This is a genomic window from Streptomyces sp. PR69 (assembly GCF_026420845.1).
In the GTDB taxonomy this organism is placed as follows: Bacteria; Actinomycetota; Actinomycetes; order Streptomycetales; family Streptomycetaceae; genus Streptomyces.
Window position 1 is genome coordinate 1 of record NZ_JAOWCB010000050.1, and the last position, 22470, is coordinate 22470.

The following is a 22470-nucleotide window of genomic DNA, read 5'->3' on the forward strand; positions in this document are numbered from 1 at the left end:
GGCAGGAGCCGGGCCCAAGCGGGTACGGCGAGGTCCGGTCCGGCCCACAGCGCTCCAAGGGGCGGGGGCGGGGACTGTACCGACTGTGCGGCTCCGCCTCGTGGGCGCGCCCGGCACGGCAGACCCGCAGATGTACGGCGGCCGATCGCGGCGCTGCCCGCGGAGCGCTCAACCGGAGGCTGACTTGTTGGCGCGGTAGGTGCGCATCTTGGCGCGGGCGCCGCAGTAGGACATGGAGCACCAGCGGCGGCGGGCGGCGGGGCTGCGGTCGTAGTAGGCCCACTGGCAGTCGTCGGCCTGGCATGCCTTGAGGCGGGGCCAGGTGCCGTCCGCGGAGGCCGTGGCGATGGCGACGGCCACGCGTGAGACCAGGGTGTCAGGGGCCGCCGGGCGCAGGGTGGCCGCGCCGTCCTCGGAGAGGGTCACCAGGAGCGGAGCCTGGGCCAGCAGGCGGTCGAGGGCGGTGGGCGAGCGGCCCGGGAGCAGATGGCCCGCGTGGGCGAGGCAGGCGGCACGCAGGGCCTCGCGGAGTTCGCGCGCCGCCGGGACGTCCCGCTCGGTGATGCCGAAAGGCTCCCGGCCCTCTGCGGTGTCGAGGCGGTCCACGCCCGTGTCGATGGAGAGCGTGTTGACCAGGGCTTCGATCAGCGCCAGGCCGCCGGGGGCGGACGCTGGGTCATTCATGGTTGCGACGTTACCCGCGGTGCGGCATGATGCGGTAACCGAGTTACCAGTTAAAGCCACTAACCGGTAACTACCAAGGAGTTGAGGAGGAAGGCATGGGGATCGCCACCATGGGGGCCGTCGTGCTCGACTGTCCGGACCCCGTCGCCCTCGGCCGCTTCTACGCCGCGCTGCTCGGCGGCGAGAGCGAAGAGGCCGGCGAGGGCTGGGTCATGCTGAAGGGGACCGAGGGCACGCAGCTCGGTTTCCAGCCCGCACCCGGCCACGTACCGCCGAAGTGGCCCGCGCCGGACGGCGCACAGCAGTTCCATCTCGATCTGACCGTCGAGGACCTGGACGCCGCCGAGCGGGAGGTGCTCGCGCTCGGGGCGAAGCCGCTGGACGCGGACGACAAGACGCGGACCTGGCGGGTGTACGCGGACCCCGCGGGTCATCCGTTCTGCCTCTGCGCAGGCTGAGCGAATACGCCCGGGAGAGGGGGCCCTGGAGGGGCCCCGACCCAGGCCAATGATCCGGCGGGGGGTGGGCCGTCCGGCGCCGGACCGCGCGCCGTCAGGCGGCAGCCCGCGCGGCGAACTCGGCCGCCCGCAGCACCCGCAGGGTGTTTCCCCAGGTGATGGCCGCGATGTCGGTCTCCGGCCAGTTCCGGTCCAGGAGTTCGGCGATCAGCCGGGGGAAGCAGGAGACGTCCTTGAGGCCGGGCGCGTGCGGGCTGCCCGTGTCGAACGCGCCGCTGAGGGCGGCCGTTTCCACGCCCGCCGTGTCACGGATGCCGTCGAGGCGGTCGGCCGTCTCGCGGACCGTGGCCCCGGTGCACATGACCATGTACACACCGCGGTTCGCCCGCAGCTGCCGCATGGCCTCTTCTGGGAGGTCGCCCGGGTGATGGGACAGGATGGCAGGGGCCTTGGCGACCGTGAGCGTACGGCGCATCGTGTCGGGCGAGCAGCCGGAGAGATCGACGAGCATGCCCAGGCGGTTCATCTCCAGGACCACTTCGTGCCCGAAGGGCGTCAGCGCCGACCGGGCGGCGCCGGGGTCCGCTCCCGCCAGGGTGACGCTGCGGACGCCGAGTCTGCGGTACACGCGCAGTACGGAGAGCGAGCCGGCGAGCGCGGCGCCCGCCGCCGGTCCCAGCAGGGTCGCCACCCGGCCGCGGTTGCGGGCGTCGGCCAGGTCATCGGCCCCGAGGGCCAGGCTCAGCCCTTCCGGACAGCCTGCCACCAGCGACCGCACCAGCTCGATCTGCTCCAGCGTGGCGCGCAGCGCCGAGTCGCCGGTCATATCGGACGGGACGAGCAGCGAGACGAACTGGGCGCCCACGCCTCCGTGCCGCAGCCGCGGGATGTCGGTCTCCAGCAGGCTGTCTCCGTGTTCGAGGTCGCACCAGGGAGACTCGGCGAGTCCTCTGGCCAGTCCGCTGTAGCCGTCGGCCACCGGATGGCGGGACAGCAGTTCACGTGCCTGGGCGAGCACGGCGTCCTCGCCCGGTGCGAAAGGCGAGGAGGGCGGGGAGGAGCGGGGCCCGGCCGGGGGCGCCGGCTCCGCGCGGTCGTCGGGGTCCGGCTGCTCCTCGGACTCCGGGGACCGGTCGGAGGCGTCCGCGGATATCGCCTCGTCCCCCTGGTCGCCGACCGCGTCTCCCGCCGCCGGGTCCAGGTCCACCTGGGGGTCGTTCTGCAGATCTGCCATGGCTGGGGCTCCGAACGCTCGACAGCACCGGCCGGCACTGGCCGTACGGCAACCGTGGCACGCCGCCGCCGCGGGGTCGCGGCGGCGTGCTGCGTTCGGGCGACCTGCCGACGGGACGCACGACAACGGGACGGCGCGGCAAAGGCGGCGCGGAAAGACGGCGCGGCAAGGGCGGCCCCGCAGGCCCAACCCGCCACCCACAGCCCGGCACCCCGGCCCCCGCCACCCCACAGCCCGGCACCCCGGCCCCCCGGCGCTCCGCAGCCCGGAGCGGGACGCCCAGGGCCCGGAGCCCGGCCGGCGGCCGGTCAGCCGTCCAGATCCGTGATCGTCGCGTTCGACGGGGGACGGCGGTCGCGCAGATCACGCGCGACGTCCTCGGCCGCGCGCATCACCCGTACCGCGTTCTGCCAGGTCAGCTTGGACAGATCCGCCTTCGACCAGCCGCGGCGCAGCAGCTCCGCGATCAGGTTGGGATAGCCCGCGACGTCCTCCAGGCCGGCCGGGGTGAACGCCGTGCCGTCGAAGTCGCCGCCGATGCCGATGTGGTCGACGCCCGCGGCCTCGCGCATATGGTCGAGGTGGTCGGCGACCGTGGCGACGGTGGCGACCGGCCGCGGGTCGCGTTCCTCGAAGGACCGGTGGACCTTCATCGCCTCGGGCGTGGTGTCGAGCGGGTGCAGACCGTGTGCGCGCATGTTCTCGTCGGCGCGCTCCGTCCACTCCACCGCCGCCGGGAGGATGAACTTGGGCACGAAGGTGGCCATCGCCACGCCTCCGTTGTCCGCAAGCCGCTGGAGCACATCGTCCGGGACATTGCGCGGATGGTCGCAGACCGCCCGCGCGGACGAGTGGGAGAAGATCACCGGCGCGGCCGTGGTGTCGAGCGCGTCGCGCATCGTCGTGGCCGCGACATGCGAGAGGTCGACGAGCATGCCGCAGCGGTTCATCTCCCGTACGACCTCCCGGCCGAAGGCCGTCAGCCCGCCGGCGCGCGGCTCGTCGGTCGCGGAGTCCGCCCAGTCGTTGTTGTCGTTGTGGGTCAGCGTCATATAGCGGACGCCGAGCGTGTGCAGCGCGCGCAGCGTGCCGAGGGAGTTGTTGACAGAGTGGCCGCCCTCGGCGCCCATCAGCGAGGCGATGCGGCCCTGGGCGCGCGCCCGCTCCATGTCGTCTGCGGTCAGCGCCCGCGCCAGATCGGCCGGGCAGCGGGCCAGCAGCTGGCCCACCGCGTCGATCTGCTCCAGCGTGGCGCTCACCGCGTCGTCGCCCGCGAGATCGCTGCGTACGTACACCGACCAGAACTGGGCGCCGACGCCGCCCGCGCGCAGCCGTGGGATGTCGGTGTGCAGCCGGTCGCCGCAGTCGCCGGAGACGTCCAGCGCGTCGAGGTCATAGCGGACCTGGCGGCGCAGCGCCCAGGGCAGATCGTTGTGCCCGTCGACGACGGGGTGCCGCTTCAGGTGTTCGCGTGCCTGAGTGAGGAAGTCCATGGCAGGAGGTTTACCGGTACCGGCGGGTCACTTTCCGAAGCCGAAGGACGCCGCGCCCTCCACCTTGGTCCGCAGCCGCCTGCCCTTCTCGGTGGCCTGGTCGTTCAGCTCCTGCTGGAACTGGACCATCCGCTCAAGCAGCTCCGGGTTCTGCGCGGCCAGGATGCGGGCGGCGAGCAGGCCCGCGTTGCGCGCGCCGCCGACGGAGACCGTGGCGACGGGCACGCCGGCCGGCATCTGGACGATGGAGAGCAGCGAGTCCATGCCGTCGAGGTGCTTGAGCGGGACGGGGACGCCGATCACGGGAAGCGGGGTGACGGAGGCGAGCATGCCCGGGAGATGGGCCGCTCCCCCGGCGCCCGCGATGATCGCCTTGAGTCCGCGGCCGGCGGCCTCCTCCCCGTACGCGATCATCTCGCGCGGCATCCGGTGCGCGGAGACGACATCGACCTCGTACGGGATCTCGAACTCGTCGAGCGCCTGGGAGGCGGCCTCCATCACGGGCCAGTCGGAGTCCGATCCCATGACGATGCCGACGAGAGGCGCGGCGGGGGTCCCTGCGGGAGAGATGCTCATTCGGTGATCGTTCCTCTGAGGTAGCCGGCTGCGTGACGGGCGCGCTCCAGCACATCGGCCAGATCGTCGCCGTAGGTGTTGACATGGCCGACCTTGCGGCCGGGCTTCACGTCCTTGCCGTACATATGGATCTTGAGCTGGGGGTCGCGGGCCATGCAGTGCAGATACGCCTGGTACATGTCCGGGTAGTCGCCGCCCAGCACATTGCACATCACGGTCCAGGCGGCGCGCGGGCGGGGATCGCCCAGCGGGAGGTCGAGGACGGCCCTCACATGGTTGGCGAACTGCGACGTCACCGCGCCGTCCTGGCTCCAGTGCCCGGAGTTGTGGGGGCGCATGGCCAGCTCGTTGACGAGGATGCGGCCGTCCGCCGTCTCGAACAGCTCGACCGCGAGATGGCCGACGACGTCCAGCGCGTCGGCGATCCGCAGAGCCAGCTCCTGCGCCTGGCCCGACAGCTCCTCGGACAGCTCGGGCGCGGGCGCGATCACGGTGTCGCAGACGCCGTCGACCTGGCGCGATTCGACGACGGGGTAGGCGACGGCCTGGCCGTGCGGGGAGCGCACGACATTGGCGGCCAGCTCGCGGGAGAAGTCGACCTTCTCCTCCGCCAGGACCGGCACGCCCGCACGGAAGGGCTCCGCGGCCTCGTCCTCACCGCGGACGAACCACACGCCCTTGCCGTCGTAGCCGCCGCGCACCGTCTTGAGGATGACGGGGAAGCCGTCGCCCTCCTGCGCAAACGCCGACACATCCGCCGGGTCCGCCACGATGCGATGGCGGGGGCAGGGCACGCCGATCTCCCTGAGCCGGGCGCGCATCACACCCTTGTCCTGGGCGTGCACCAAGGCGTCGGGCCCCGGCCGGATGGGGATGCCATCCGCTTCCAGGGCCCGCAGATGCTCGAACGGCACATGTTCATGATCGAAAGTGATCACATCGCAGCCGCATGCGAAGTCACGCAGCGTGTCCAGGTCGCGATAGTCGCCGATGACGACATCGCTGACCACCTGCGCCGCCGAATCCTGCGGAGTGTCGCTGAGGAGCTTGAATCTGATGCCGAGGGGGATGCCCGCCTCGTGGGTCATACGGGCGAGCTGGCCGCCGCCGACCATGCCGACTACCGGGAACGTCACCCTCTTAGGGTATCCGCCGCCCCGGGCGGCCCGGCCCGGCCGCCCGCGGAAGCGGCGCGCGACGCCCCCACGGCGTTCCAGAGGCGTCCACGGGAGGGGCTGGTTAGCATGGCCGGGTTGACGCTGCCGATCAGATGGGACTGAGTTCTCACGATGAGTGAACGAGGCGGAACGCTGCGCGGGCAGCTGGACCGGCTGCTGCGCGAAGTCGCCAAGTTCGGGGCGGTGGGAGGCGCGGGCCTCCTGGTCAATCTGGCGGTCTTCAACCTGGTGCGGCACACCACCGAGATTCCGGTGGTGCGGGCGTCCATTCTCGCCACGGTCGTGGCGATCGGCTTCAACTACCTGGGCTTCCGGTACTTCGCCTACCGGGATCGCGACAAGACCGGGCGCACCCGGGAACTCACACTGTTTCTGCTGTTCAGCGTGGTCGGCCTGGTGATCGAGAACGGTGTGCTGTACACGGCGACATACGGCTTCGGCTGGGACAGCAGGCTGCAGTCCAACATCTTCAAGTTCCTGGGGATCGGCATAGCGACCCTGTTCCGCTTCTGGTCGTACCGGACGTGGGTCTTCCGGGCGCTGCCCGTGCCCGTACCCGAACCGGAGGCTGTGCGGGAGCCGGAGGACATACGTGAGCCGGAGCCCATCCGGGAATCGGAGCCCATCCGGGAATCGGAGCCCATCCGGGAATCGGGGCAGACGGCGGTCGACGCCGCCGGGTCATTCCTCCGGCCGCGCAGGCCGTCAGCGCAGCAGGTCCAGCCCGAGCCCGACAAGGTCGGCTGAGGCTCTTCCGGGGCTCTGCCCTACCGCACAGTGGGCTGACGGTCCTCTCTGCGGCTGCGCGCCACCCTGCTCAGGAACAGCGCGAAGACCGGCGGCTGCTGCTGGAGCAGCTCCAGCCGTCCGCCGTCCGCCTCCGCGAGATCGCGGGCCACGGCGAGCCCGATGCCGGTCGAGTTACGGCCGCTGATCGCCCGCTCGAAGATCCGCGCGCCCAGCTCCGCGGAGACGCCGGGCCCCTCGTCTGTCACCTCGATGACAGCCTGGTTGCCGGTGACACGGGTGCGTACGGCGACGGTGCCGCCGCCGTGCATCAGCGAGTTCTCGATCAGCGCGGCCAGCACCTGGGCGACCGCTCCCGGTGTGCCGACGGCCTGCAGCCCCTGCTTGCCGGAGCAGACGATCGCCCGGCCCGCGCTGCGGCAGACCGGCCGCCACTCCTCCAGCTGCTGTTTGACCACCTCGTCGAGGTCGAAGACGACCGCGGACCCGGTGCGCGGGTCGCGCGAGTTCGTCAGCAGCCTCTCCACGACGTCGGTGAGCCGCTCGACCTGGGACAGCGCGACGCTCGCCTCCTCCTTCACGGTGGCCAGATCGTCGGTGACGGTGATCTCCTCCAGCCGCATGGACAGCGCGGTCAGGGGCGTACGCAGCTGATGCGAGGCGTCCGCGGCAAGCCGCCGCTCGGCGGTCAGCATCCGGGCGATCCGCTCGGCGCTGGCATCGAGGACGTCCGCGACCCGGTCCAACTCGGGCACCCCGTACCGCCGGTGACGGGGCCGCGGGTCGCCGGAACCGAGGCGCTCGGCGGTCTCGGCGAGATCGGTGAGCGGCGAGGCGAGCCGGTTGCCCTGGCGTACGGCGAGAAGCACGGCGGCGATGATCGCGAGCAGCGCCACGGCGCCGATGATCAGCAGGGAGCGGCCGACCTCGCGGGTGACGGTGGAGCGGGGCTCCTCGACGGTGACCTTCTCTCCGTTGTCGCCCTCCGCGGCGCCCCGGATGACACCGCCGTCCGGGCGCTCGCCGATCTCGATCGCGTCCCGGCCCGGGATCTCGATCAGCGCATAGCGCCTGTCCCCGCCCTGGCCGGCGAGGACGCCGGGGGTGACGGGCTCGCCGCCGATGAGCCTGCTGTCGACGATGCTGAGGAGCCGGATGGCCTCGGAGTCGACCTTCTCCTGGGCGCTGCTGCTGATGGTGCGGGTCTCGACGAGGACGAGGGAGACCCCGAACACGGCGATGACGACGAGCACCACGGCGAGCGTGGAGTTGATCAGTCGGCGACGCAAGGTGCCCTCCGGGCGGGTGGCGGGAGATACGGTGCGCGCCGTCGGACGATGCGGCGGCACGCATCGAGCCTATGCGGCCTTGCCGCCCGGCCCCCTATGCCCTGGGGGGCCGCAGGCCGGCAGCGCCCCGCAGCGGCGCGGGGCGGCATCGACGGGCGGCCCCGCCCGTGGGCGCGCCCGGCTGCGGCGGAGCCGCACACGGTCGACGGCCGGTCCCGGCACTTCCCGCGGAGCGCTCAGCTCTTCTCGAAGCGGAAGCCCACGCCCCGCACCGTGGCGATATAGCGGGGGTTCGCCGCGTCGTCGCCGAGCTTCTTGCGGAGCCAGGAGATATGCATGTCGAGGGTCTTGGTGGAGGACCACCAGGTGGTGTCCCAGACCTCGCGCATCAGCTGGTCGCGGGTGACGACCCGCCCCGCGTCGCGGACGAGGACCCGCAGCAGGTCGAACTCCTTGGCGGTGAGCTGGAGCTCCTCCTCGCCCATCCAGGCGCGGTGCGACTCCACGTCGATGCGCACCCCGTGCGTGGCCTGGGGGGCGGCCGGCTCCGCGGAGCCGCGGCGCAGCAGGGCCCGTACCCGGGCGAGCAGCTCGGCGAGGCGGAACGGCTTGGTCACATAGTCGTCCGCGCCCGCGTCCAGACCGACAACGGTGTCAACCTCGTCCGCCCGGGCGGTCAGCACCAGGATGGGGACGGCGTGGCCCTCCGACCGCAGCCGCCGGGCGACCTCCAGGCCGTCCATGCCGGGCAGCCCCAGATCGAGCACCACAAGGTCGACGCCGCCGGCCAGTCCCGCGTTCAGCGCGCCCGGACCGTCCTCCCGCACTTCGACTTCGTACCCCTCGCGCCGCAGGGCGCGAGCCAGCGGTTCCGAGATGGAAGCGTCGTCCTCGGCGAGCAGTACACGGGTCATGTGGGTGATGGTAGTCCGCACGGCGCACCGTCCGGAGCATGATCGAGAGAGCCTCTGACTCTATGGCGCAATCTCGCTTGTGACCTTTGATTCAGGGCGGACGGTTCCTGAAAACCTTGTGATCCATATCTCAAGTCCTTCCATATGCCGCAGTGTCGTGTCGTATGGTGGCGAGACGCCTGTAGCACTACACGGGACCTTTGGCATGCCTTGCGCGCGCCAGGGGTCTTCTTTCTGCGCGGGGCCGGCCTCGCCTGCCCCGGACCAGTGAATGACCTGTGCGCCGGGCCCGGGGCGCGACGATGCGTCCGGGGCGTGGATCCCGGTGCGGACCGGCCTCGCGTTTCTCCGCCGCGCGCGGAGGCGAACCCCTCGGGCGTGGGGTGGGGCAGACCCGCCGCCGGTGCCGGCCGCCCCCACCGGGCGCGTGAGCTCACGAGGCAGCGCGTCCCGACAAAACAAGGATCGACCATGGCGTCCAGCCTGACGAAGGATTCGGCCAGCACTCCTGGCACCGAGAAGACCTTCTTCGGCCACCCCCGCGGTATGGCCACACTCTTCATGACGGAGATGTGGGAGCGCTTCTCCTGGTACGGAATGCGCGCCATCCTCACGCTCTATCTGGTGGCCGGAGTCCTCGACGGACCGCTAGAGGACCGCAAGCTGCTCGCCACAGCCATCTACGGCGTCTACAACGCCGTCGTCTATATGGCTGCCATGCCCGGGGGCTGGGTGGCGGACCGCCTCTGGGGCGCGCGCAAGGCCGTCCTTGTCGGCGGCATCGTCATCGCATTGGGCCACTTCACACTCGCCGTCCCGAGTGACGCGGCCTTCTTCGTCGGCCTCGGCCTGATCGCAACGGGCACCGGTCTGCTCAAGCCCAACATCTCGGCGATGGTCGGCGGGCTCTACGAGGGCGAGTCCAGCGCCCGCCGGGACGCCGGTTTCTCCCTGTTCTATATGGCGATCAACATCGGCGGCGGGGTCGCCCCGCTGCTGGTCGGATACCTCGGTGAGAACGTCAACTGGCACCTGGGCTTCGGCGTCGCCGGTGTCGGCATGACCCTTGCAGTCGTCCAGTACGTGCTGGGCGGCCGCCACCTCGGCGACATCGGCCGGGAGCCAACCAGGCCCGCGACTCCGGAGGAGAAGTCCGCGGTCCTGCGCAAGGTCGCGTTGTGGACCGGCGTGGCCGTCGCCGCGCTGGTCATCGATCTCGTGCTCGGCACCTACCACATCGAGCACATCGTGAGTGTGCTGGCAGTGCTCGGCGTCGTCGTGCCGATCCTCTACTTCGTCGCCATCTTCCGTGACCCGCAGCTCTCCGCGGAGGAACGTCCGAAGATCAAGGCGTTCGTCTGGTTCTTCACGACCGCAGTGCTCTTCTGGCTGATCTACGATCAGTCCGGCTCGCTGCTCACACTCTTCGCGGACGAGAAGACGGACCGCATGATCGGCGGCTGGGAGTTCCCGGCCTCCTGGTACCAGTCGATCAATCCGACGATAGTCATCATCCTGGCCCCGATCTTCGCCGCCCTGTGGGTCAAGCTGGCCACGCGCAATCGCGAGCCCAGCACCCCGATGAAATTCGCCCTGGCGATGCTGCTGATCGGCGGCTCGTTCGGCATCATGGGCCTGGCCGGTGCGGCCGCCGCCAACAGCGACACCGGGAAGGTCACCGTCTTCTGGCTGCTGAGCGTCTACCTTGTCCAGACGATCGGTGAGATGTGCCTCTCCCCAGTCGGCCTGTCGCTGTCGACCAAGCTCGCGCCCAAGATCTTCGTGGGCCAGATCATGGGTCTGTGGTTCCTCGCCACGGCGACAGGCAATGCCCTGAACGGCTGGGTCACCCGGCTCAATGCCCCGATGGGTGACGCTGCCTACTACACGATGTGGGCCGTCATCGCCGCGGCTGCGGGCGTCTCCTTCATGATCGCCGGAAAGAAGCTCCGGGCGCTTATGGGCAACGTCAAGTAAGTCCCGCTTCGGGCTGGGCACACGGGAACGGCAAGCGGGCCGGCACGGAGGGATCTCCGTGCCGGCCCGCTGCGTTGTGGACCAGTCGATCAGCTCTGCTCGCCGCGCAGCCGGTTCCACGGAGTGAAGGTGAACACCGCGCCGCCGAGGAGGATCACCGTGCCCGCGGCCAGGGCGAGGGCGCGCAGGGCGCCGGTGTGCTCCGCGCCGGTTTCGGCGAGGCCGCCGCCGGACGCGGATGCGCCGCCCGTGGCCGATGTGCCGCCGGACGAACCGCCCGTCGCGCCGCCGGTGGTTGTGCCGCCCGACGCGCCGCCCGGCTGGGCCTCGGTGGTCAGTTCCAGGGAGACCCCCGCCGAACCCTTGACCGTGCAGGGGATGGTGAGCGTCTGGCCGCCCAGGTTGACGTCGATCGTGAGGGCGCCGGGGCTGAGCGTGGCCGTGCCGGTGGCGCCCGGCTTGTAGACGCCGGTCAGATCGCCGATCGCGACGGGCTTGTCCTTCTCGATGGGGTCCTTGTTGGGCTGGCCCGTCACCGTGACCGTGCCCTCGTCCGCGCCGCCCAGGACCACGGCCATCGAACCCTTGAGCGCTCCCGCGGGCAGCGCGGCGGGGCTGTCCATCACCTTCTCGCCGGTCTTGACGGTGAGGTCGTAGCTGCCGCCGTTCTTCTTGGCGTTGACGGTGATGGGGGTCTTGATGCCCTGCGGGCCGGGCGGCTTGCAGTCGTAGACGACGTTCACCGGCGTGCCGGGGAAGTCCGTCTGCCCGCCGTCGCCGCCGCCGGTCGCGGCGCCGCCGGAGGCGGTCGTGCCGCCGGAGGCCGTGGTGCCACCGGAGGCGGTACTCCCCCCAGACGACGTCGTACCGCCGGACGCCGTCGTGCCTCCCGAGGCGGTGCCGCCGGATGACGTCGTACCGCCCGATGCGCCGCCGCCCTCCGTCACCTTGATCGTGGCGGCCGGCTGGACCTCCTCCTGCGGTGTGCACTTGGTGTCCGTCGAGATCGGCTTGGAGACATTGATGGTGTACGCGCCCGGGGTCAGCGTGATCTCGCCCGCCGTCTCCAGCTTGAGCGTGCCTTTCATGTCCGACAGCACCATGGGGCTGTTCTTGGGGATCGGCGGGTTCTGCCGCGGGCCCTCGACCGCCAGTTCGCCCGAGGCCGCGCCGCCCAGGGTGATCACACCGGTCGGCTTGACGGTGTCCTTCTCCAGGTCCAGGACGTCGGGGTTCTTGGACGCGGCCGCGACGGTCTTCCACACGACCTCGACCTCGTCGCCGACCTCCGCCTCGCCGGGTGCGGTGATCTCCACCGTGGTGGTGCCCTGTACGGGCGGCAGCCCCGAGATCGGCGGCGGAACGCACTCCGTCTTGTACGAGACCTCGGCGGCCTGAGCGGGGCTTGCGGCGCCCAGCAGAATCCCCGCACCGCCGAGCATCAGCGCGACGCCCGCCGCGCTCATCCTCCGTTGCGTACTCACGAGTTTCCCTTCGTCGTACGGCTGTTCTCATTCGGTGCGGAGTCCGGTGCGAACCACGGCAGCGTGGCCGCGGAAGGCGGCGGGGAGGGCGGCTCAGGGGGCCCGGTCCGGTCCGGCCGTGGGCGCACCCGGTCGACGATCGCCATGCCGGTGCGGAACACCGCGGCGGGGACCACTGCCGCCAGCAGGATCCAGAAGACCGTCACTCCCCACGGACGGCCCACGCCCCACGGCTGGCGGACCAGCACCTCGGAGCCGTGCCGCACGGAGATCTCGTAGTCGCCGTGGGCGCCGGCCGGGAGTGTGACGTCCAGTCTGACCAGCGCCTTCTTCCCTGGTTTGAGCTCACCCCGCCACTGCTGCTCCTCCCACTGCGGGGCGAAGACGCCATGCGCGGTCCCGACTCGGAAGACCGGGTCCTTCACCGGCGCGCTGCCGAGGTTGCCGACGGTGAACTCCAGCGTGCGCGAGGGCGGGGCCCCGAAGAAGACCAGGATTCCGGAGTCGCCTTCGAGGCGGGGCCCGGCGAGCACGGAGAGCCTCGCGGAGCCGGAAGCCTGCGGGAGGGGTGCTGTGGGATGGCCCGCGACGGCGAACGGCTCGTCCACGGCGGCCTGTTCGCCGGTCACGGTCGCCACATGCACCACACAGGGGCAGGGCTTGGGCGGCGCGGCGACCGGCAGCTGCTGGCGGAAGGCCCCGTCGGAGCCGGTGGTGACGGCCCTGCCGTCGGCGTTGGCGCAGGAGTTGGTGCCGCCGATCATGTTCTGTCCGCACAGCAGCAGCATCAGCAGGGTCTTGGGCCGCCATCCCGAGCCGCTGACGGTGATCTCGCCGTCCTTCGCGGCCTCGGACGCGGAGAGCGTGACCTCGGGCTTCTCGGCCGCGGCCGCCGTACGGCCGAAGCCGAAGGGGAGGAACAGGAGGAGCAGGAGCAGGAGCAGGGACAGGGCGGAGACGAGCAGCAGAACACGGCAAAGCGGCCGGGCCCGGACGGCGTCACCGGACATCGTCGCCCTCCCTGCCTCGGCGGACGGCTGCCCTGCCCGTCGTACGGCGGAGCAGCCGGGCCGCCCCGTACGCCGCTCCCGCCGCGAGAGCGCAGCCGGCGGCGGTCCACGGCCAGGCCGCGAACACCGCAGACGCCTCCGCCTCGGTGTGCACGCCGTCGGCCGCGCGGCCGGCGGCGGTGACGGTCAGCCGGACGTCCACCGAGTCGAGCGACGGCGGATCGGGCCAGGGCTCGGTGAGCTCCGCGCGCTGGCCGGGCCGCAGCCGGAGCGGCAGCGCGCGGGCCGTGCGGTCGAGCACCGTGCCGAAGAGTCCTTCGGCGTGCAGGGCCAGATGGGGGGTGAGGACGGTGTTGCCGCGGTTGACCAGGGTGTAGTGGATCTCCCTGTCCCGTATGGAGACGTCCTCGACGGTGAGCGCGGCCAGCGTCGGGCCGCCGACCCGCAGCCGGATGCGCACCTCCTGCGCACCGGCATCCGGCGTACCGGCCTCCCGCGTACCGGCTTCCTGCGCACCGGCCCCCTGCCTGTCGGCCCCCCGCGCACCAGCCCGCTGCGTACGAGCCTCCTGTGCCTGGCTCGTTGCCGCCGTGTCCGCGCGCGCGACGATGCGGGCGGTGCGTTCGCCGGGCGGCGCGCCCGCCGGAAGGGTGACGGAGAAGGGGACGTCGGCCCGCGTGCGGGGCGGGACCGTGATCCGCTGCGCGGCGAGGGCGATCCAGCCGCCGATCCCGTCGGCCGTGCTGAGGGTGACGGTGAGCGGCCGCCCGGCAGGGTTCGTCACGGACAGCCGGTCTTCGAGCACCGTGCCCGGTGCGCCTTCCAGATAGACGTACGGCCGGACCTCGTCGCCGCCCCCGTGTGCCGGTCCGGCGCTCCAGCCGCGGTCGGCCGCCCGGGCGGCGGCGGGCGCCGCCGTCCAGGCCGCGCTTGCGCACACGCAGACCAGCAGCGCGGCGGCGAGGAGTGAGAGGGGCGGCTGACGCGGGCGTCGCATGGGTCAGCCCGCGGTGTGCCGGCCGCGGCGGGCGGGGCCGGCGCCCTGGCCGCGCCAGGTCAGCCAGAGCACTCCCGCCGCCCCGGTCAGCAGGACCGTTCCGCCGAGGGTGGCGAGGGCCTGCGCGGAGTCGAGCGGTCCGGTCTTCGGCAGTTCCGCGGGCGGCCGGGCGCCGCCGCCCGCGGCCGTGACGTCCAGTTCGAGCGAGGGCTTCGGGTCGTTCCGGGGCGTGCAGGTGGTGACGGTGCCCAGCGCCTTGATCGTCAGCACTCCGGCGGTGAAGGTGACCTTGCCGCTCTTCTTCGGCGTATAGGTTCCGGACAGATCGCTGATCTTGATGGGGGTGTTGGCGGGGATGGCGGCGGAGTTCGGCGGTCCGGAGACCTTGACCGTGCCCTTGTCCGCTCCGCCGAGTTCGATCAGCGCACTGGGGTTCATGGCCCCTTTCCCCAGCTCCACCGGGCTGGAGGAGACGCCTTTCCTGAACGACATGGTCAGCTTGTGGGCGCTGCCGCTGCTGACGGCCGTGATGTCGATCGGGGAGACCGCGCCCTTGGGCCCGATCGGCGTCTCGCACTGGTAGTCGACATCCACGACGGCGGCGTGTGCCGCGGGAGCGGCGGCCAGCAGCACTGCCGGGCCCGCTGCCGCCGCTGTCGCCGCCGCGGCGGCCAGCGTGCGAGCCGTCCGCTTCCGGCGTCGGTTCCGGTGCCGGTCCTGGTGCCGGTCCTGGTCCATCTCGATGCCCCCTTGCGCCGAGGATCTCCGGCCTGATGCACCGCCGCCGTTGCTGACGGCACATCAGATCGGGCGCTCAAAGTACGCCTGGGGCCATGGAGAGGGAAGGTGCGTGCACGCCGAATAGCCATATCGGCGTGCTCACAAAAGCGTCACGCCGGGGCGGCCAGTTCCGCCCAGACCGTCTTGCCGGGCGTACCCGGCGTGCGGACGACTCCCCAGTCGAGGCAGAGCCGCTGGACGATGAACATGCCGTGGCCGCCGGGCCGCCCCGCCCGGTGCGGATTGCGCGGCGCGGGCTGCCCCGCCCCCCGGTCCGTCACCTCCAGGCGCAGCACCTTCCCGTCGCAGGCGACGCGCAGCTCTTCCGGACCCTCGGCGTGCAGACAGGCGTTGGTGACCAGCTCCGAGACGACCAGGAGCACATCCTCGGCGGCCGCGCGGCGGTCGGCGGTGGCGGCGGGCAGCCAGCCCCAGTCGTACAGCGCCTGGCGCGTGAAGTCCCGGGCAAGAGGAACGATCCCGCTGGCGCTGCCCAGGGCCAGGGTGCGGACCGCTCCGCCCGGCGCGTCCTCGTCGGCGCCGGAACCGGTGGCAGGGGCGGCGGCGCCGACGCCGTGCGGCTCGGGACCGAGGTCGCCCGGCGGTTGCTGCCGGGTGGTGCTCATCAGCGCTTCACCTCACCGATTCACCAGTTCACCAGTTCACCATCAAAATTTCAGTTGCTCAGCACTCCATGCCGGCGCGCCGCCCGCGTACCGAGCGGTCCCCGGGGCCGCGGCATGGAACCGCGGGGGTTCTCCTGCCCTGCCGAATCGGGACAACACCCTCGACATCGCCACTGGGAGCGTGACACATGCAACAGTGTCACCCCGGACGCCGCCCGCTGGGGCATCCGCCCGGAGACCGGGCGCCCGCCCGGGGGCCGACGGGGCTACTCGTCGGCGAGTGCCGACTCCAGCGAGTCATGCACCGTGAAGACCGCCCCGGCGCCGGTGATCTCGAAGACCCTGGCCACCACGGGCTGCATCCCGGCCAGATGGACTCCGCCTCCGGCGGCGTCGGCCTTCAGCCGGGCGCCGAGCAGCACATTGAGTCCGGTGGAGTCGCAGAACTCAAGCCGTGAGCAGTCGATGACCAGGCGTGTGCGCCCCTTGGCGAGCGCTTCCTCCAGGGGCGCCCGCAGCAAATCCGCGGTGTGGTGATCCAACTCACCCACCGGTTTCACAATCTCGCTGCGGCCCTCGGTCCGAACTTCGACCTGAAGCCGGCCTCGGTTCGCGCTGCCGACCGTCCCGCGGTCCATGCCCGTCCCTCTTCGCCGTGTCGTTCCTGCGTCGTTCGCTGCATCGTCCGCTGTGTGCGCAGTGCATACATCTCGCACCGCGGGTCGCCCCGAGGGCGGCCGCGGCACCCGAAGAACCCTACGCCCTCCGTGCGCGAGAGGGTAGCCGAACTCCCTATCAAATCAGCCATATCGGACATATGCCACTTGCAACCGTGTGCACGGACCGGGTAGGGCTAGTAAGGACACACCCAATCACACGCCGGCTTCGGAGGCGCCGCTCACCGCAGCAACACGCATTGGCATCGGCAGCCATATGCCGAGAACGATGGAGGAGACCCATGTCACCCCGGCTCGACGAATCGCGTACCCCCACCGCGCCGTCGGCAATCACCCCCGCCACCGTCCATATCCCCGCCCCTGCCCCCGACCCCGAGCCGTACGCGGCGCACGAAGCGCCCGACGCGCCTTTGACCGGGGACGGCGTCGAGGGTCTGGGCCTGGAGGGCCTTCCGGACATCCCTCCCTTCGACGAGGTGGACGCGCTCGACGCGCGCGCCCTGTCGAAGACGCTCTTCGAGCGTCTGGAGTCGCTCGAAGAGGGCACACACGAATACAGCTACGTCCGGAACACCCTGGTCGAGCTCAATCTCGCCCTGGTCAAGTTCGCCGCCTCCCGCTTCCGCTCTCGCAGCGAGCCGATGGAGGACATCATCCAGGTCGGCACGATCGGGCTGATCAAGGCCATCGACCGGTTCGAGCTGAGCCGGGGCGTCGAGTTCCCCACTTTCGCGATGCCGACCATCATCGGCGAGATCAAGCGGTTCTTCCGGGACACGAGCTGGTCGGTGCGGGTGCCGCGGCGGCTGCAGGAGCTCCGCCTCGACCTCGCCAAGGCCGGTGACGAGCTCTCGCAGAAGTTCGACCGCACGCCCACCGTCTCGGAGCTGGCGGAGCGCCTCGACATCAGCAAGGACGAGGTCGTCGAGGGCCTGGCGGCGAGCAACGCGTACACCGCGAGCTCGCTGGACGCCCAGCCCGAGGAGGACGACAGCGAGGGCGCGCTCGCGGACCGGCTCGGATACGAGGACCACGGGATCGAGGGCATCGAGTACGTCGAGTCGCTCAAGCCGCTCATCGCGGGCCTTCCGCCGCGGGACCGCAGAATCCTCTCCCTGCGGTTCACCGCCAATATGACCCAGTCCGAGATAGGCGACGAGCTCGGGATCTCCCAGATGCATGTGTCCCGGCTGCTGTCCCGCACCCTGGTCAGACTGCGCAAGGGACTCACCCTCGAAGAGTGAGACCGCCCCGCCGCCGGGCGGCCGCTGACTCAACACCGCTTCGGCGCAAGGCCGTTGGAAGGGCCCATTCCTCAAGGAATGGGCCCTTCCCCGTTATTGACGGGGCAGTCCTGATTGGTCCACATTGAGCCGGGGCAAGTGGGGGGAATCACATGGCTCTTGGGGAGAGCTGCCCGGCGGCGTCCGCCCGATGCGCACGCCTGGAGGCGCTGATGCGCCGACGCCTGGGCAGAGAATGTCTGTACACACCGTCGTGCCGACTGGGGCTCTATGTGGCGCTGCGCCACTGGTGCCCTCCCGGCGGGCGGGTGCTGATGTCGCCCGTCAACGACGACGTCATCTTCTTCGTGGTGCTCGCCGCCGGGCTGCGCCCGGTGCAGGCCCCGCTGCGGGCCGCGGACGGGTCCATCGACCCCGCGGCCGTGCCGGAGCCCGTCTGGCGCTCGCTGTCCGCCGTGCTCACCACGAATCTGTACGGCAATCCCGACCCGGCGCCGCAGCTGCGCGCCCGGTGCGACCAGCTGGGGATACCCCTGCTGGAGGATGTCGCCCACGCCATCGGCAGCACCGCGGCTGGACGCCCGGTCGGCACGTTCGGAGACGCGTCGGTCTTCAGCCTCTCCAAACACACCGGGGCCAAGACCGGCGGCTTCCTCGCCTTCGCCGACCCCGCGCTGCGCGAGGAGCTGGCCCGCGCCAGAGACGCGCTGCTCGCCCCGGAGAGACTGGCCGCAGAGCTGTCGTACGGGCTCAGACCCTATGCGGAGGCGGGTGTGCGCGGCCTTCGGCTGGTGCGCGCCGCCCGCGCCGCGCTGCGTCTCCTCGGCCTCCAGGAGCGCGCGGGCATCCGGATGGACCTGCGTCCGGCGGAGCTGCGCGACGCCCTGGAGGCCGCGCCCTCGCTCGGCGACTTCGACTCCTGGATACGCGTCGACATGCACGACTACCGCCTGCGGCCGGGCCGGCTGCGCCGCCGCCGCACCGAACGGCTCCTTTCCCGCCTCGATGACACCCTCGACCGGCACCGCGCGGGCACCCGCACGCTGCTGGCCACCCCGTGGGCGGCGCGGCGGGCCCCAGACGCTGGAGCCGACTCCGGAGCCGGAGCTGACCCCGGATTGGGGGGCGGCCCCGGAGTCGGGGCCGAACAGCCGTTGTTCCGCGTGCCGTTGCTCGTTGAAGATCGCGATGAAGCCATCGCCGCGCTGGACCGCCGCCGCATCACCGTCGGATATCTGTACGACCCGCCGCTGGACGCCTACGCGGGCGAGCAGTTCACGGACCCCTCGCCCGCGCCCGAGCCCGCGCAGTGGTTCGCCCGGCACGCCTTGCCCGTCGACCCGCTCCGCGCCGAGCAGGTGATCTCCGTGCTCACCGCGATCGGCGCCCGGCCCGCCGTGCCGCCCGCACCGGCCACGCCCCGTCCCCGCACCTCCGCCTCCCTCTCCGTACAGGGCAAACCCCGTGTCTGACACCACCCGGCTGCGCAAGCCGCCCCCCGCGGAAGCGGAACCCGCCTCCCCGGAGAACCTCCCCGTCCACGGCGACATCGCCGGGGCGTCACGGACCCCGCCGCACGACACCTCCCGCCCCGGCCTCCACGACGGCCTACCCGACGATCCCGCGCCGCGCCGCGGCGGCGACTCGCTCTTCCGCAACGCCTATGCGCTGATGCTGTCCACCGGGGTGTCCGCCGGACTCGGCCTCGGCTTCTGGCTCGTCGCCGCCCGCTACTACACCGAAGAGGCCGTCGGCCAGGGCTCCGCCGCCATCGCGGCCATGCGGCTGCTCGCCTCCCTCACCGCCACCACCATGATCGGCGCGGTGGTGCGCTATGTGCCGCGCGCCGGGCGCGCCACCGGGCCGCTGGTATGGCGCGCCTACGCGGTCAGCTCGCTCGTGGTCTGTCTGGCCGCCCTGGCCTTTCTGCTCACCCTCGATCTGTGGGGGCCCTCGTACGCGCCCCTGGACGGAGTCGCCGCCGGGCTCGTCTTCACCGCCGCCTGTATGGGCTGGGCGCTGCTGACCCTCCAGGACGGGGTCCTCACCGGGCTGCGCCGGGCCTTCTGGGTGCCCGTCGGCAACGCGGTCTTCTCGGTCGGCAAACTGCTGCTGCTGATCGTCTTCGCCTCCCTGATGCCGGTGCTCGGCATCTTCGTCTCATGGGCCGCGGCCATCGCCCTGTCCACGCTGCCGCTCGCCTGGCTGATCTTCCGCAGGCTGATCCCCCGGCAGGCCGCCGCCGACCATGACCGCGAACCGCCGTCGGTCCGCGACATCGGACGCTTCCTGGCCGGGGACTCGGTCGGCGCGCTGTTCTCGCTGGCGATGATCAATCTGCTTCCGGTGATGGTCGCGGTCCGCTTCGACGCCGCGCACAACGGCTTCTTCTACATCGCGTACACCGTCGGCGGAACGATGGAGTTCATGGCCATCAACATGGCCTCCTCGCTGACCGCGCACGCCTCGCACAGCCCGGAGAGCCTGGCCTCCGGGGTGCGCGGGGCGCTGCGCCGGATGACCGTGCTGCTGGTGCCCGTGGTGCTGGTGCTCGTCGTGTTCGCCCCGCAGATCCTCGCGCCCTTCGGCGCGGACTACGCCCAGCACGGCACGACGGTGCTGCGGCTGCTCGCCGCGGCGGCGCTGCCGCGCGTGCTCGTCGAGCTGTACATCGGCGTACTGCGGGTGCAGGGGCGCACGGGCGTGCTCGCCGCGCTCCAGGGCACGATGTGCTTTCTGGTGCTGGGGAGCGCGGCGCTGCTGATGGGCCCCGCCGGGATCTCCGGGGCGGGGCTGGCGATGCTGGTGTCGATGACGGCCATGGCCCTGGTGTCGGTGCCCGGCCTGCGGGCGGCGCTCGCGGGCCGCGGGCCCGGTCCGTCGCAGGCCGCCCGCCTCGGCCGCCTGACCGGCTTCGGACGCGTCCGCACCGCCGCGGACGGCCGCCCCGGCGGGGCAGGGCTGCGGCCGGGCACCGAGGAGTACGGCACTGCCTGGGCGCGCCGGGCCGCGGAGTACGCGGAGGAGTACGGCGACGACTGGGCGCGCAGGACCGCCTATCTGCGCGGGGTGCACGACGACACGGCCACCCCGGCCTTCGGCATCCCGGTCTATCTGGCCCCTGCCGACCCCTGGGGACAGGGCGGCGCGGGCCACCGCCGGTGGCGCGGAGACGAGCCCGCGCCCGCCGGGGAGACGTCCGGCTGGGGCCATGAGCACCCTGACGGCTCCCTGCCCTCCCCCGCCCACGCCACGGCCTGCGGCCCGGAACCGGACGGACCGGGCGGCCACGGCGGGAACGCGGCGGACGGCCCCGCGGCGGGCTGGGGTGCGGAAAGCCTGGACGACCCAGCGGCGGGCTGGGACGGCGGGCCGCCGGACGGCGGCGTGCCCGGCGGGTGCGGGAACCGCCGTACGGGCGATGCCCGCCCCCACCCGGCCCGCAGCGGCCCTGTGGCAGACGGGTCCACAGAGGACCTGGGCCAGGAGCGGCCGGACCGCATCGGGGGCGGCCGAGATCCGGAGCACCTGGACGACCTCTGCGGCGGCCATCACGCGGACACCTCCGCGGGCGGCCGAAACGGCGAACCGTCGACCGGCGGCGCAAGCAGCCGCAGCCCAGACCGGCCGGACAGCACGACAGCCCGCCCGGGTACGGACCGGACAGGCGATCCCACCGCCGCCTGGCACGACGAGCTGCCGGGCGACACCGCGGGCGGCTGGGGAGCAGAGCACCTGGACGAACCCGCAGCGGGCTGGGACGAACCCCGGCCCGGCCGCGGCGGCCACGACACCGACACCCCCGCAGCCGGACGGAGCGGCGAACCGTCGACCGGCGGCGCAAGCAGCCGCAGCCCAGAGCGGCCGGACAGCACGGCAGCCCGCCCGGGTGCGGACCAGCCGGGCGACACCATGAGCAGCTGGGGAGCAGAGCACCTGGACGAACCCGCAGCGGGCTGGGGCGAACCCCGGCCCGGCCGCGGCGGCCATGACGCCGACGCCCCCGCGGCCGAAAGCAGCGGAGAACGGTCGGCCGACACCTCTGGCACCTGCGGCGCGGACCGGCCAGGCGACACCGCGGACGGCTGGGGCGCCGGACGCCTGGGCGATCCCACCGCCGCCTGGCACGACGAGCTGCCGGGCGGCACCGCGGGCGACTGGGGAGCGGAGCACCTGCACGGCGCGGCGGACGGCGGCGGCCCGGCGGCGGTGGCCTGTCCCGGTGGGGGCGGGGCGGCTCAGGGGCTGGCGCACGGTCCGCACGGTCCGCACGGCCGGGCGTACGGCTCCCGCGCCCTGTCCGGCGGCCGGGGGCCCGGCCCCGACGACCGCGGCTGGGGGCAGAGTCCCGCAGAACACCCCCCAGAGGGGCACCGGCACTCCCCCGCCCACCGCCGGGCGGACGGCCCCTCGGACCCCCGGGCCCACGGCCATCTGGACGGGCCCGGCGACAGCGAGGGCGCCATAGCGGGCGAGGACCCCGGCGAGGCGCGCCTCGCCACATCCCTCTGGCTGCTGCTCGGGCTGGCCGCCGGGCTGTTCTGGACGCCCCTGCTGAGCAGGCCCGCCGTCGGCGACCCGGCGCTGACCGGGGCCCGCCTGCTGGACGCCCTGCCGCCCCTCACCGTCACCGCCGGGGTGCTGCTGATCGTCGTCCACAGCGCCGCGCTGTCGCTGCTGCGGCCGCGTCCCGGCCTGCTCGCCGCCACGCTGGGGATCACCTTCGCCGCGCTGCACGGCGCGCCCGCCGCCCTCGGCCGGATCCCGGAGCCCGTCAACAGCGCGTGGTACGGGCCACTCGCCGAATTCCTCGCCGCCGCGGCGGCCCTCGACGGCCCGGAAGCCCTGCTCCGCTGGCTGCCGACGGTCTGTCAACTGCTGGCGCTGGCCGCTGTGTTGTCCATTCTGCACACGGCGGGGCTGCCGGTCGCGGCACAGTGGGGAGCGCTGTGGCTGCTCACGGTCTGCGGCTGGGCGCTGCAACAGCAGCTCGCTCCGCTGGCGCTGCCGCTCCAGTTGCTGCTCGCCTGCGCCGCGGCGGGCCTGTACGCGCTGCGCGCCCTGCGTACGCGGCGTACGAGACACACCGCGCGCGCCACACG

Annotated in this window: 18 protein-coding genes and 1 pseudogene; 6 read left to right on the top strand and 13 right to left on the bottom strand. The window is 72.4% G+C overall.

Features of this window, described 5'->3' with window-relative positions:
* Positions 1-168: 168 nt before the first annotated feature.
* Positions 169-684 (bottom strand): CGNR zinc finger domain-containing protein, encoded by a 516-nt coding sequence (locus tag OF819_RS27475; RefSeq protein ID WP_267246352.1) that lies wholly within the window; start codon positions 682-684, stop codon positions 169-171.
* 95 nt (positions 685-779) lie between these two features.
* Here OF819_RS27475 and OF819_RS27480 point away from each other — a divergent pair, with 95 nt between their 5' ends.
* Positions 780-1142 carry a VOC family protein gene (locus tag OF819_RS27480; protein WP_267246353.1) on the top strand — a complete coding sequence of 121 codons (363 nt, stop codon included), beginning with the start codon at positions 780-782 and terminating at the stop codon, positions 1140-1142.
* Positions 1143-1236: 94 nt separating this feature from the next.
* On the opposite strand, the gene OF819_RS27485 is transcribed toward OF819_RS27480, so the two are convergent.
* From OF819_RS27485 to OF819_RS27500, 4 genes are all read right to left on the bottom strand, one after another.
* Positions 1237-2376, bottom strand: a complete 1140-nt coding sequence (locus OF819_RS27485; protein WP_267246354.1) for a membrane dipeptidase — start codon at positions 2374-2376, stop codon at positions 1237-1239.
* A 308-nt stretch (positions 2377-2684) separates the two neighbouring features.
* Positions 2685-3869 (bottom strand): dipeptidase, encoded by a 1185-nt coding sequence (locus OF819_RS27490; protein WP_267246355.1) that lies wholly within the window; start codon positions 3867-3869, stop codon positions 2685-2687.
* Between the two features lie 27 nt (positions 3870-3896).
* Positions 3897-4445: a 5-(carboxyamino)imidazole ribonucleotide mutase gene (purE, locus tag OF819_RS27495; RefSeq protein WP_267246356.1), complete on the bottom strand. Its 549-nt coding sequence runs from the start codon at positions 4443-4445 to the stop codon at positions 3897-3899.
* Complete coding sequence (locus OF819_RS27500; RefSeq protein WP_267246357.1) at positions 4442-5581, bottom strand: 5-(carboxyamino)imidazole ribonucleotide synthase; 1140 nt, start codon at positions 5579-5581, stop codon at positions 4442-4444. Before OF819_RS27500 ends, purE begins: the two co-directional genes overlap by 4 nt.
* Positions 5582-5734: 153 nt before the next feature.
* Between OF819_RS27500 and OF819_RS27505 the strand changes: the two genes are divergently transcribed.
* Positions 5735-6370: a GtrA family protein gene (locus OF819_RS27505; RefSeq protein ID WP_267246358.1), complete on the top strand. Its 636-nt coding sequence runs from the start codon at positions 5735-5737 to the stop codon at positions 6368-6370.
* A gap of 20 nt (positions 6371-6390) precedes the next feature.
* On the opposite strand, the gene OF819_RS27510 is transcribed toward OF819_RS27505, so the two are convergent.
* Together OF819_RS27510 and OF819_RS27515 are read right to left on the bottom strand one after the other, a co-directional pair.
* Positions 6391-7659 carry an ATP-binding protein gene (locus OF819_RS27510; protein ID WP_267246359.1) on the bottom strand — a complete coding sequence of 423 codons (1269 nt, stop codon included), beginning with the start codon at positions 7657-7659 and terminating at the stop codon, positions 6391-6393.
* 236 nt (positions 7660-7895) lie between these two features.
* Positions 7896-8573 (bottom strand): response regulator transcription factor, encoded by a 678-nt coding sequence (locus OF819_RS27515; RefSeq protein ID WP_267246360.1) that lies wholly within the window; start codon positions 8571-8573, stop codon positions 7896-7898.
* A 471-nt stretch (positions 8574-9044) separates the two neighbouring features.
* On the opposite strand from OF819_RS27515, the gene OF819_RS27520 reads away from it, so the two are divergent.
* Positions 9045-10550, top strand: coding sequence for a peptide MFS transporter (locus OF819_RS27520; RefSeq protein WP_267246361.1), 1506 nt, complete (start codon positions 9045-9047; stop codon positions 10548-10550).
* Between the two features lie 89 nt (positions 10551-10639).
* Here the strand turns inward: OF819_RS27520 and OF819_RS27525 are convergent, their stop codons facing one another.
* From OF819_RS27525 to OF819_RS27550, 6 genes are all read right to left on the bottom strand, one after another.
* Positions 10640-12016, bottom strand: a complete 1377-nt coding sequence (locus OF819_RS27525; protein WP_267246362.1) for a hypothetical protein — start codon at positions 12014-12016, stop codon at positions 10640-10642.
* A gap of 14 nt (positions 12017-12030) precedes the next feature.
* The gene (locus tag OF819_RS27530) at positions 12031-13044 is read right to left on the bottom strand and encodes a hypothetical protein (RefSeq protein WP_267246363.1); all 1014 of its coding nucleotides are present in this window, start codon (positions 13042-13044) and stop codon (positions 12031-12033) included.
* A complete protein-coding gene (locus OF819_RS27535) occupies positions 13034-14041 on the bottom strand; it encodes a hypothetical protein (RefSeq protein WP_267246364.1) in 1008 nt (335 codons plus the stop codon). Before OF819_RS27535 ends, OF819_RS27530 begins: the two co-directional genes overlap by 11 nt.
* A 3-nt stretch (positions 14042-14044) precedes the next feature.
* Positions 14045-14779: a peptidase gene (locus tag OF819_RS27540; protein ID WP_267246365.1), complete on the bottom strand. Its 735-nt coding sequence runs from the start codon at positions 14777-14779 to the stop codon at positions 14045-14047.
* Between the two features lie 152 nt (positions 14780-14931).
* On the bottom strand, positions 14932-15447 hold the full coding sequence (locus OF819_RS27545) for an ATP-binding protein (RefSeq protein ID WP_267246366.1): 516 nt from the start codon (positions 15445-15447) through the stop codon (positions 14932-14934).
* 266 nt (positions 15448-15713) lie between these two features.
* Positions 15714-16085 carry an STAS domain-containing protein gene (locus OF819_RS27550; RefSeq protein ID WP_267246367.1) on the bottom strand — a complete coding sequence of 124 codons (372 nt, stop codon included), beginning with the start codon at positions 16083-16085 and terminating at the stop codon, positions 15714-15716.
* A 320-nt stretch (positions 16086-16405) separates the two neighbouring features.
* On the opposite strand from OF819_RS27550, the gene OF819_RS27555 reads away from it, so the two are divergent.
* The 3 genes and pseudogenes from OF819_RS27555 to OF819_RS27565 form a co-directional block, all read left to right on the top strand.
* On the top strand, positions 16406-17368 hold the full coding sequence (locus OF819_RS27555) for an RNA polymerase sigma factor SigF (protein WP_267246368.1): 963 nt from the start codon (positions 16406-16408) through the stop codon (positions 17366-17368).
* Positions 17369-17580: 212 nt separating this feature from the next.
* The gene (locus tag OF819_RS27560) at positions 17581-18840 is read left to right on the top strand and encodes a DegT/DnrJ/EryC1/StrS family aminotransferase (RefSeq protein WP_267246374.1); all 1260 of its coding nucleotides are present in this window, start codon (positions 17581-17583) and stop codon (positions 18838-18840) included.
* A 199-nt stretch (positions 18841-19039) separates the two neighbouring features.
* A pseudogene (locus OF819_RS27565) lies at positions 19040-20482 on the top strand (lipopolysaccharide biosynthesis protein); the annotation flags it as partial.
* Between the last annotated feature and the right edge of the window lie 1988 nt (positions 20483-22470).

What these genes read in the sequence shown, in the direction of transcription:
- OF819_RS27475 (WP_267246352.1), bottom strand. Translation starts at nt 684, where the DNA reads ATGAATGACCCAGCGTCCGCCCCCGGCGGCCTGGCGCTGATCGAAGCC.
- OF819_RS27480 (WP_267246353.1), top strand. Translation starts at nt 780, where the DNA reads ATGGGGATCGCCACCATGGGGGCCGTCGTGCTCGACTGTCCGGACCCC.
- OF819_RS27485 (WP_267246354.1), bottom strand. Translation starts at nt 2,376, where the DNA reads ATGGCAGATCTGCAGAACGACCCCCAGGTGGACCTGGACCCGGCGGCG.
- OF819_RS27490 (WP_267246355.1), bottom strand. Translation starts at nt 3,869, where the DNA reads ATGGACTTCCTCACTCAGGCACGCGAACACCTGAAGCGGCACCCCGTC.
- purE (WP_267246356.1), bottom strand. Translation starts at nt 4,445, where the DNA reads ATGAGCATCTCTCCCGCAGGGACCCCCGCCGCGCCTCTCGTCGGCATC.
- OF819_RS27505 (WP_267246358.1), top strand. Translation starts at nt 5,735, where the DNA reads ATGAGTGAACGAGGCGGAACGCTGCGCGGGCAGCTGGACCGGCTGCTG.
- OF819_RS27515 (WP_267246360.1), bottom strand. Translation starts at nt 8,573, where the DNA reads ATGACCCGTGTACTGCTCGCCGAGGACGACGCTTCCATCTCGGAACCG.
- OF819_RS27520 (WP_267246361.1), top strand. Translation starts at nt 9,045, where the DNA reads ATGGCGTCCAGCCTGACGAAGGATTCGGCCAGCACTCCTGGCACCGAG.
- OF819_RS27525 (WP_267246362.1), bottom strand. Translation starts at nt 12,016, where the DNA reads ATGAGCGCGGCGGGCGTCGCGCTGATGCTCGGCGGTGCGGGGATTCTG.
- OF819_RS27530 (WP_267246363.1), bottom strand. Translation starts at nt 13,044, where the DNA reads ATGTCCGGTGACGCCGTCCGGGCCCGGCCGCTTTGCCGTGTTCTGCTG.
- OF819_RS27535 (WP_267246364.1), bottom strand. Translation starts at nt 14,041, where the DNA reads ATGCGACGCCCGCGTCAGCCGCCCCTCTCACTCCTCGCCGCCGCGCTG.
- OF819_RS27540 (WP_267246365.1), bottom strand. Translation starts at nt 14,779, where the DNA reads ATGGACCAGGACCGGCACCAGGACCGGCACCGGAACCGACGCCGGAAG.
- OF819_RS27545 (WP_267246366.1), bottom strand. Translation starts at nt 15,447, where the DNA reads ATGAGCACCACCCGGCAGCAACCGCCGGGCGACCTCGGTCCCGAGCCG.
- OF819_RS27550 (WP_267246367.1), bottom strand. Translation starts at nt 16,085, where the DNA reads ATGGACCGCGGGACGGTCGGCAGCGCGAACCGAGGCCGGCTTCAGGTC.
- OF819_RS27555 (WP_267246368.1), top strand. Translation starts at nt 16,406, where the DNA reads ATGTCACCCCGGCTCGACGAATCGCGTACCCCCACCGCGCCGTCGGCA.
- OF819_RS27560 (WP_267246374.1), top strand. Translation starts at nt 17,581, where the DNA reads ATGCGCCGACGCCTGGGCAGAGAATGTCTGTACACACCGTCGTGCCGA.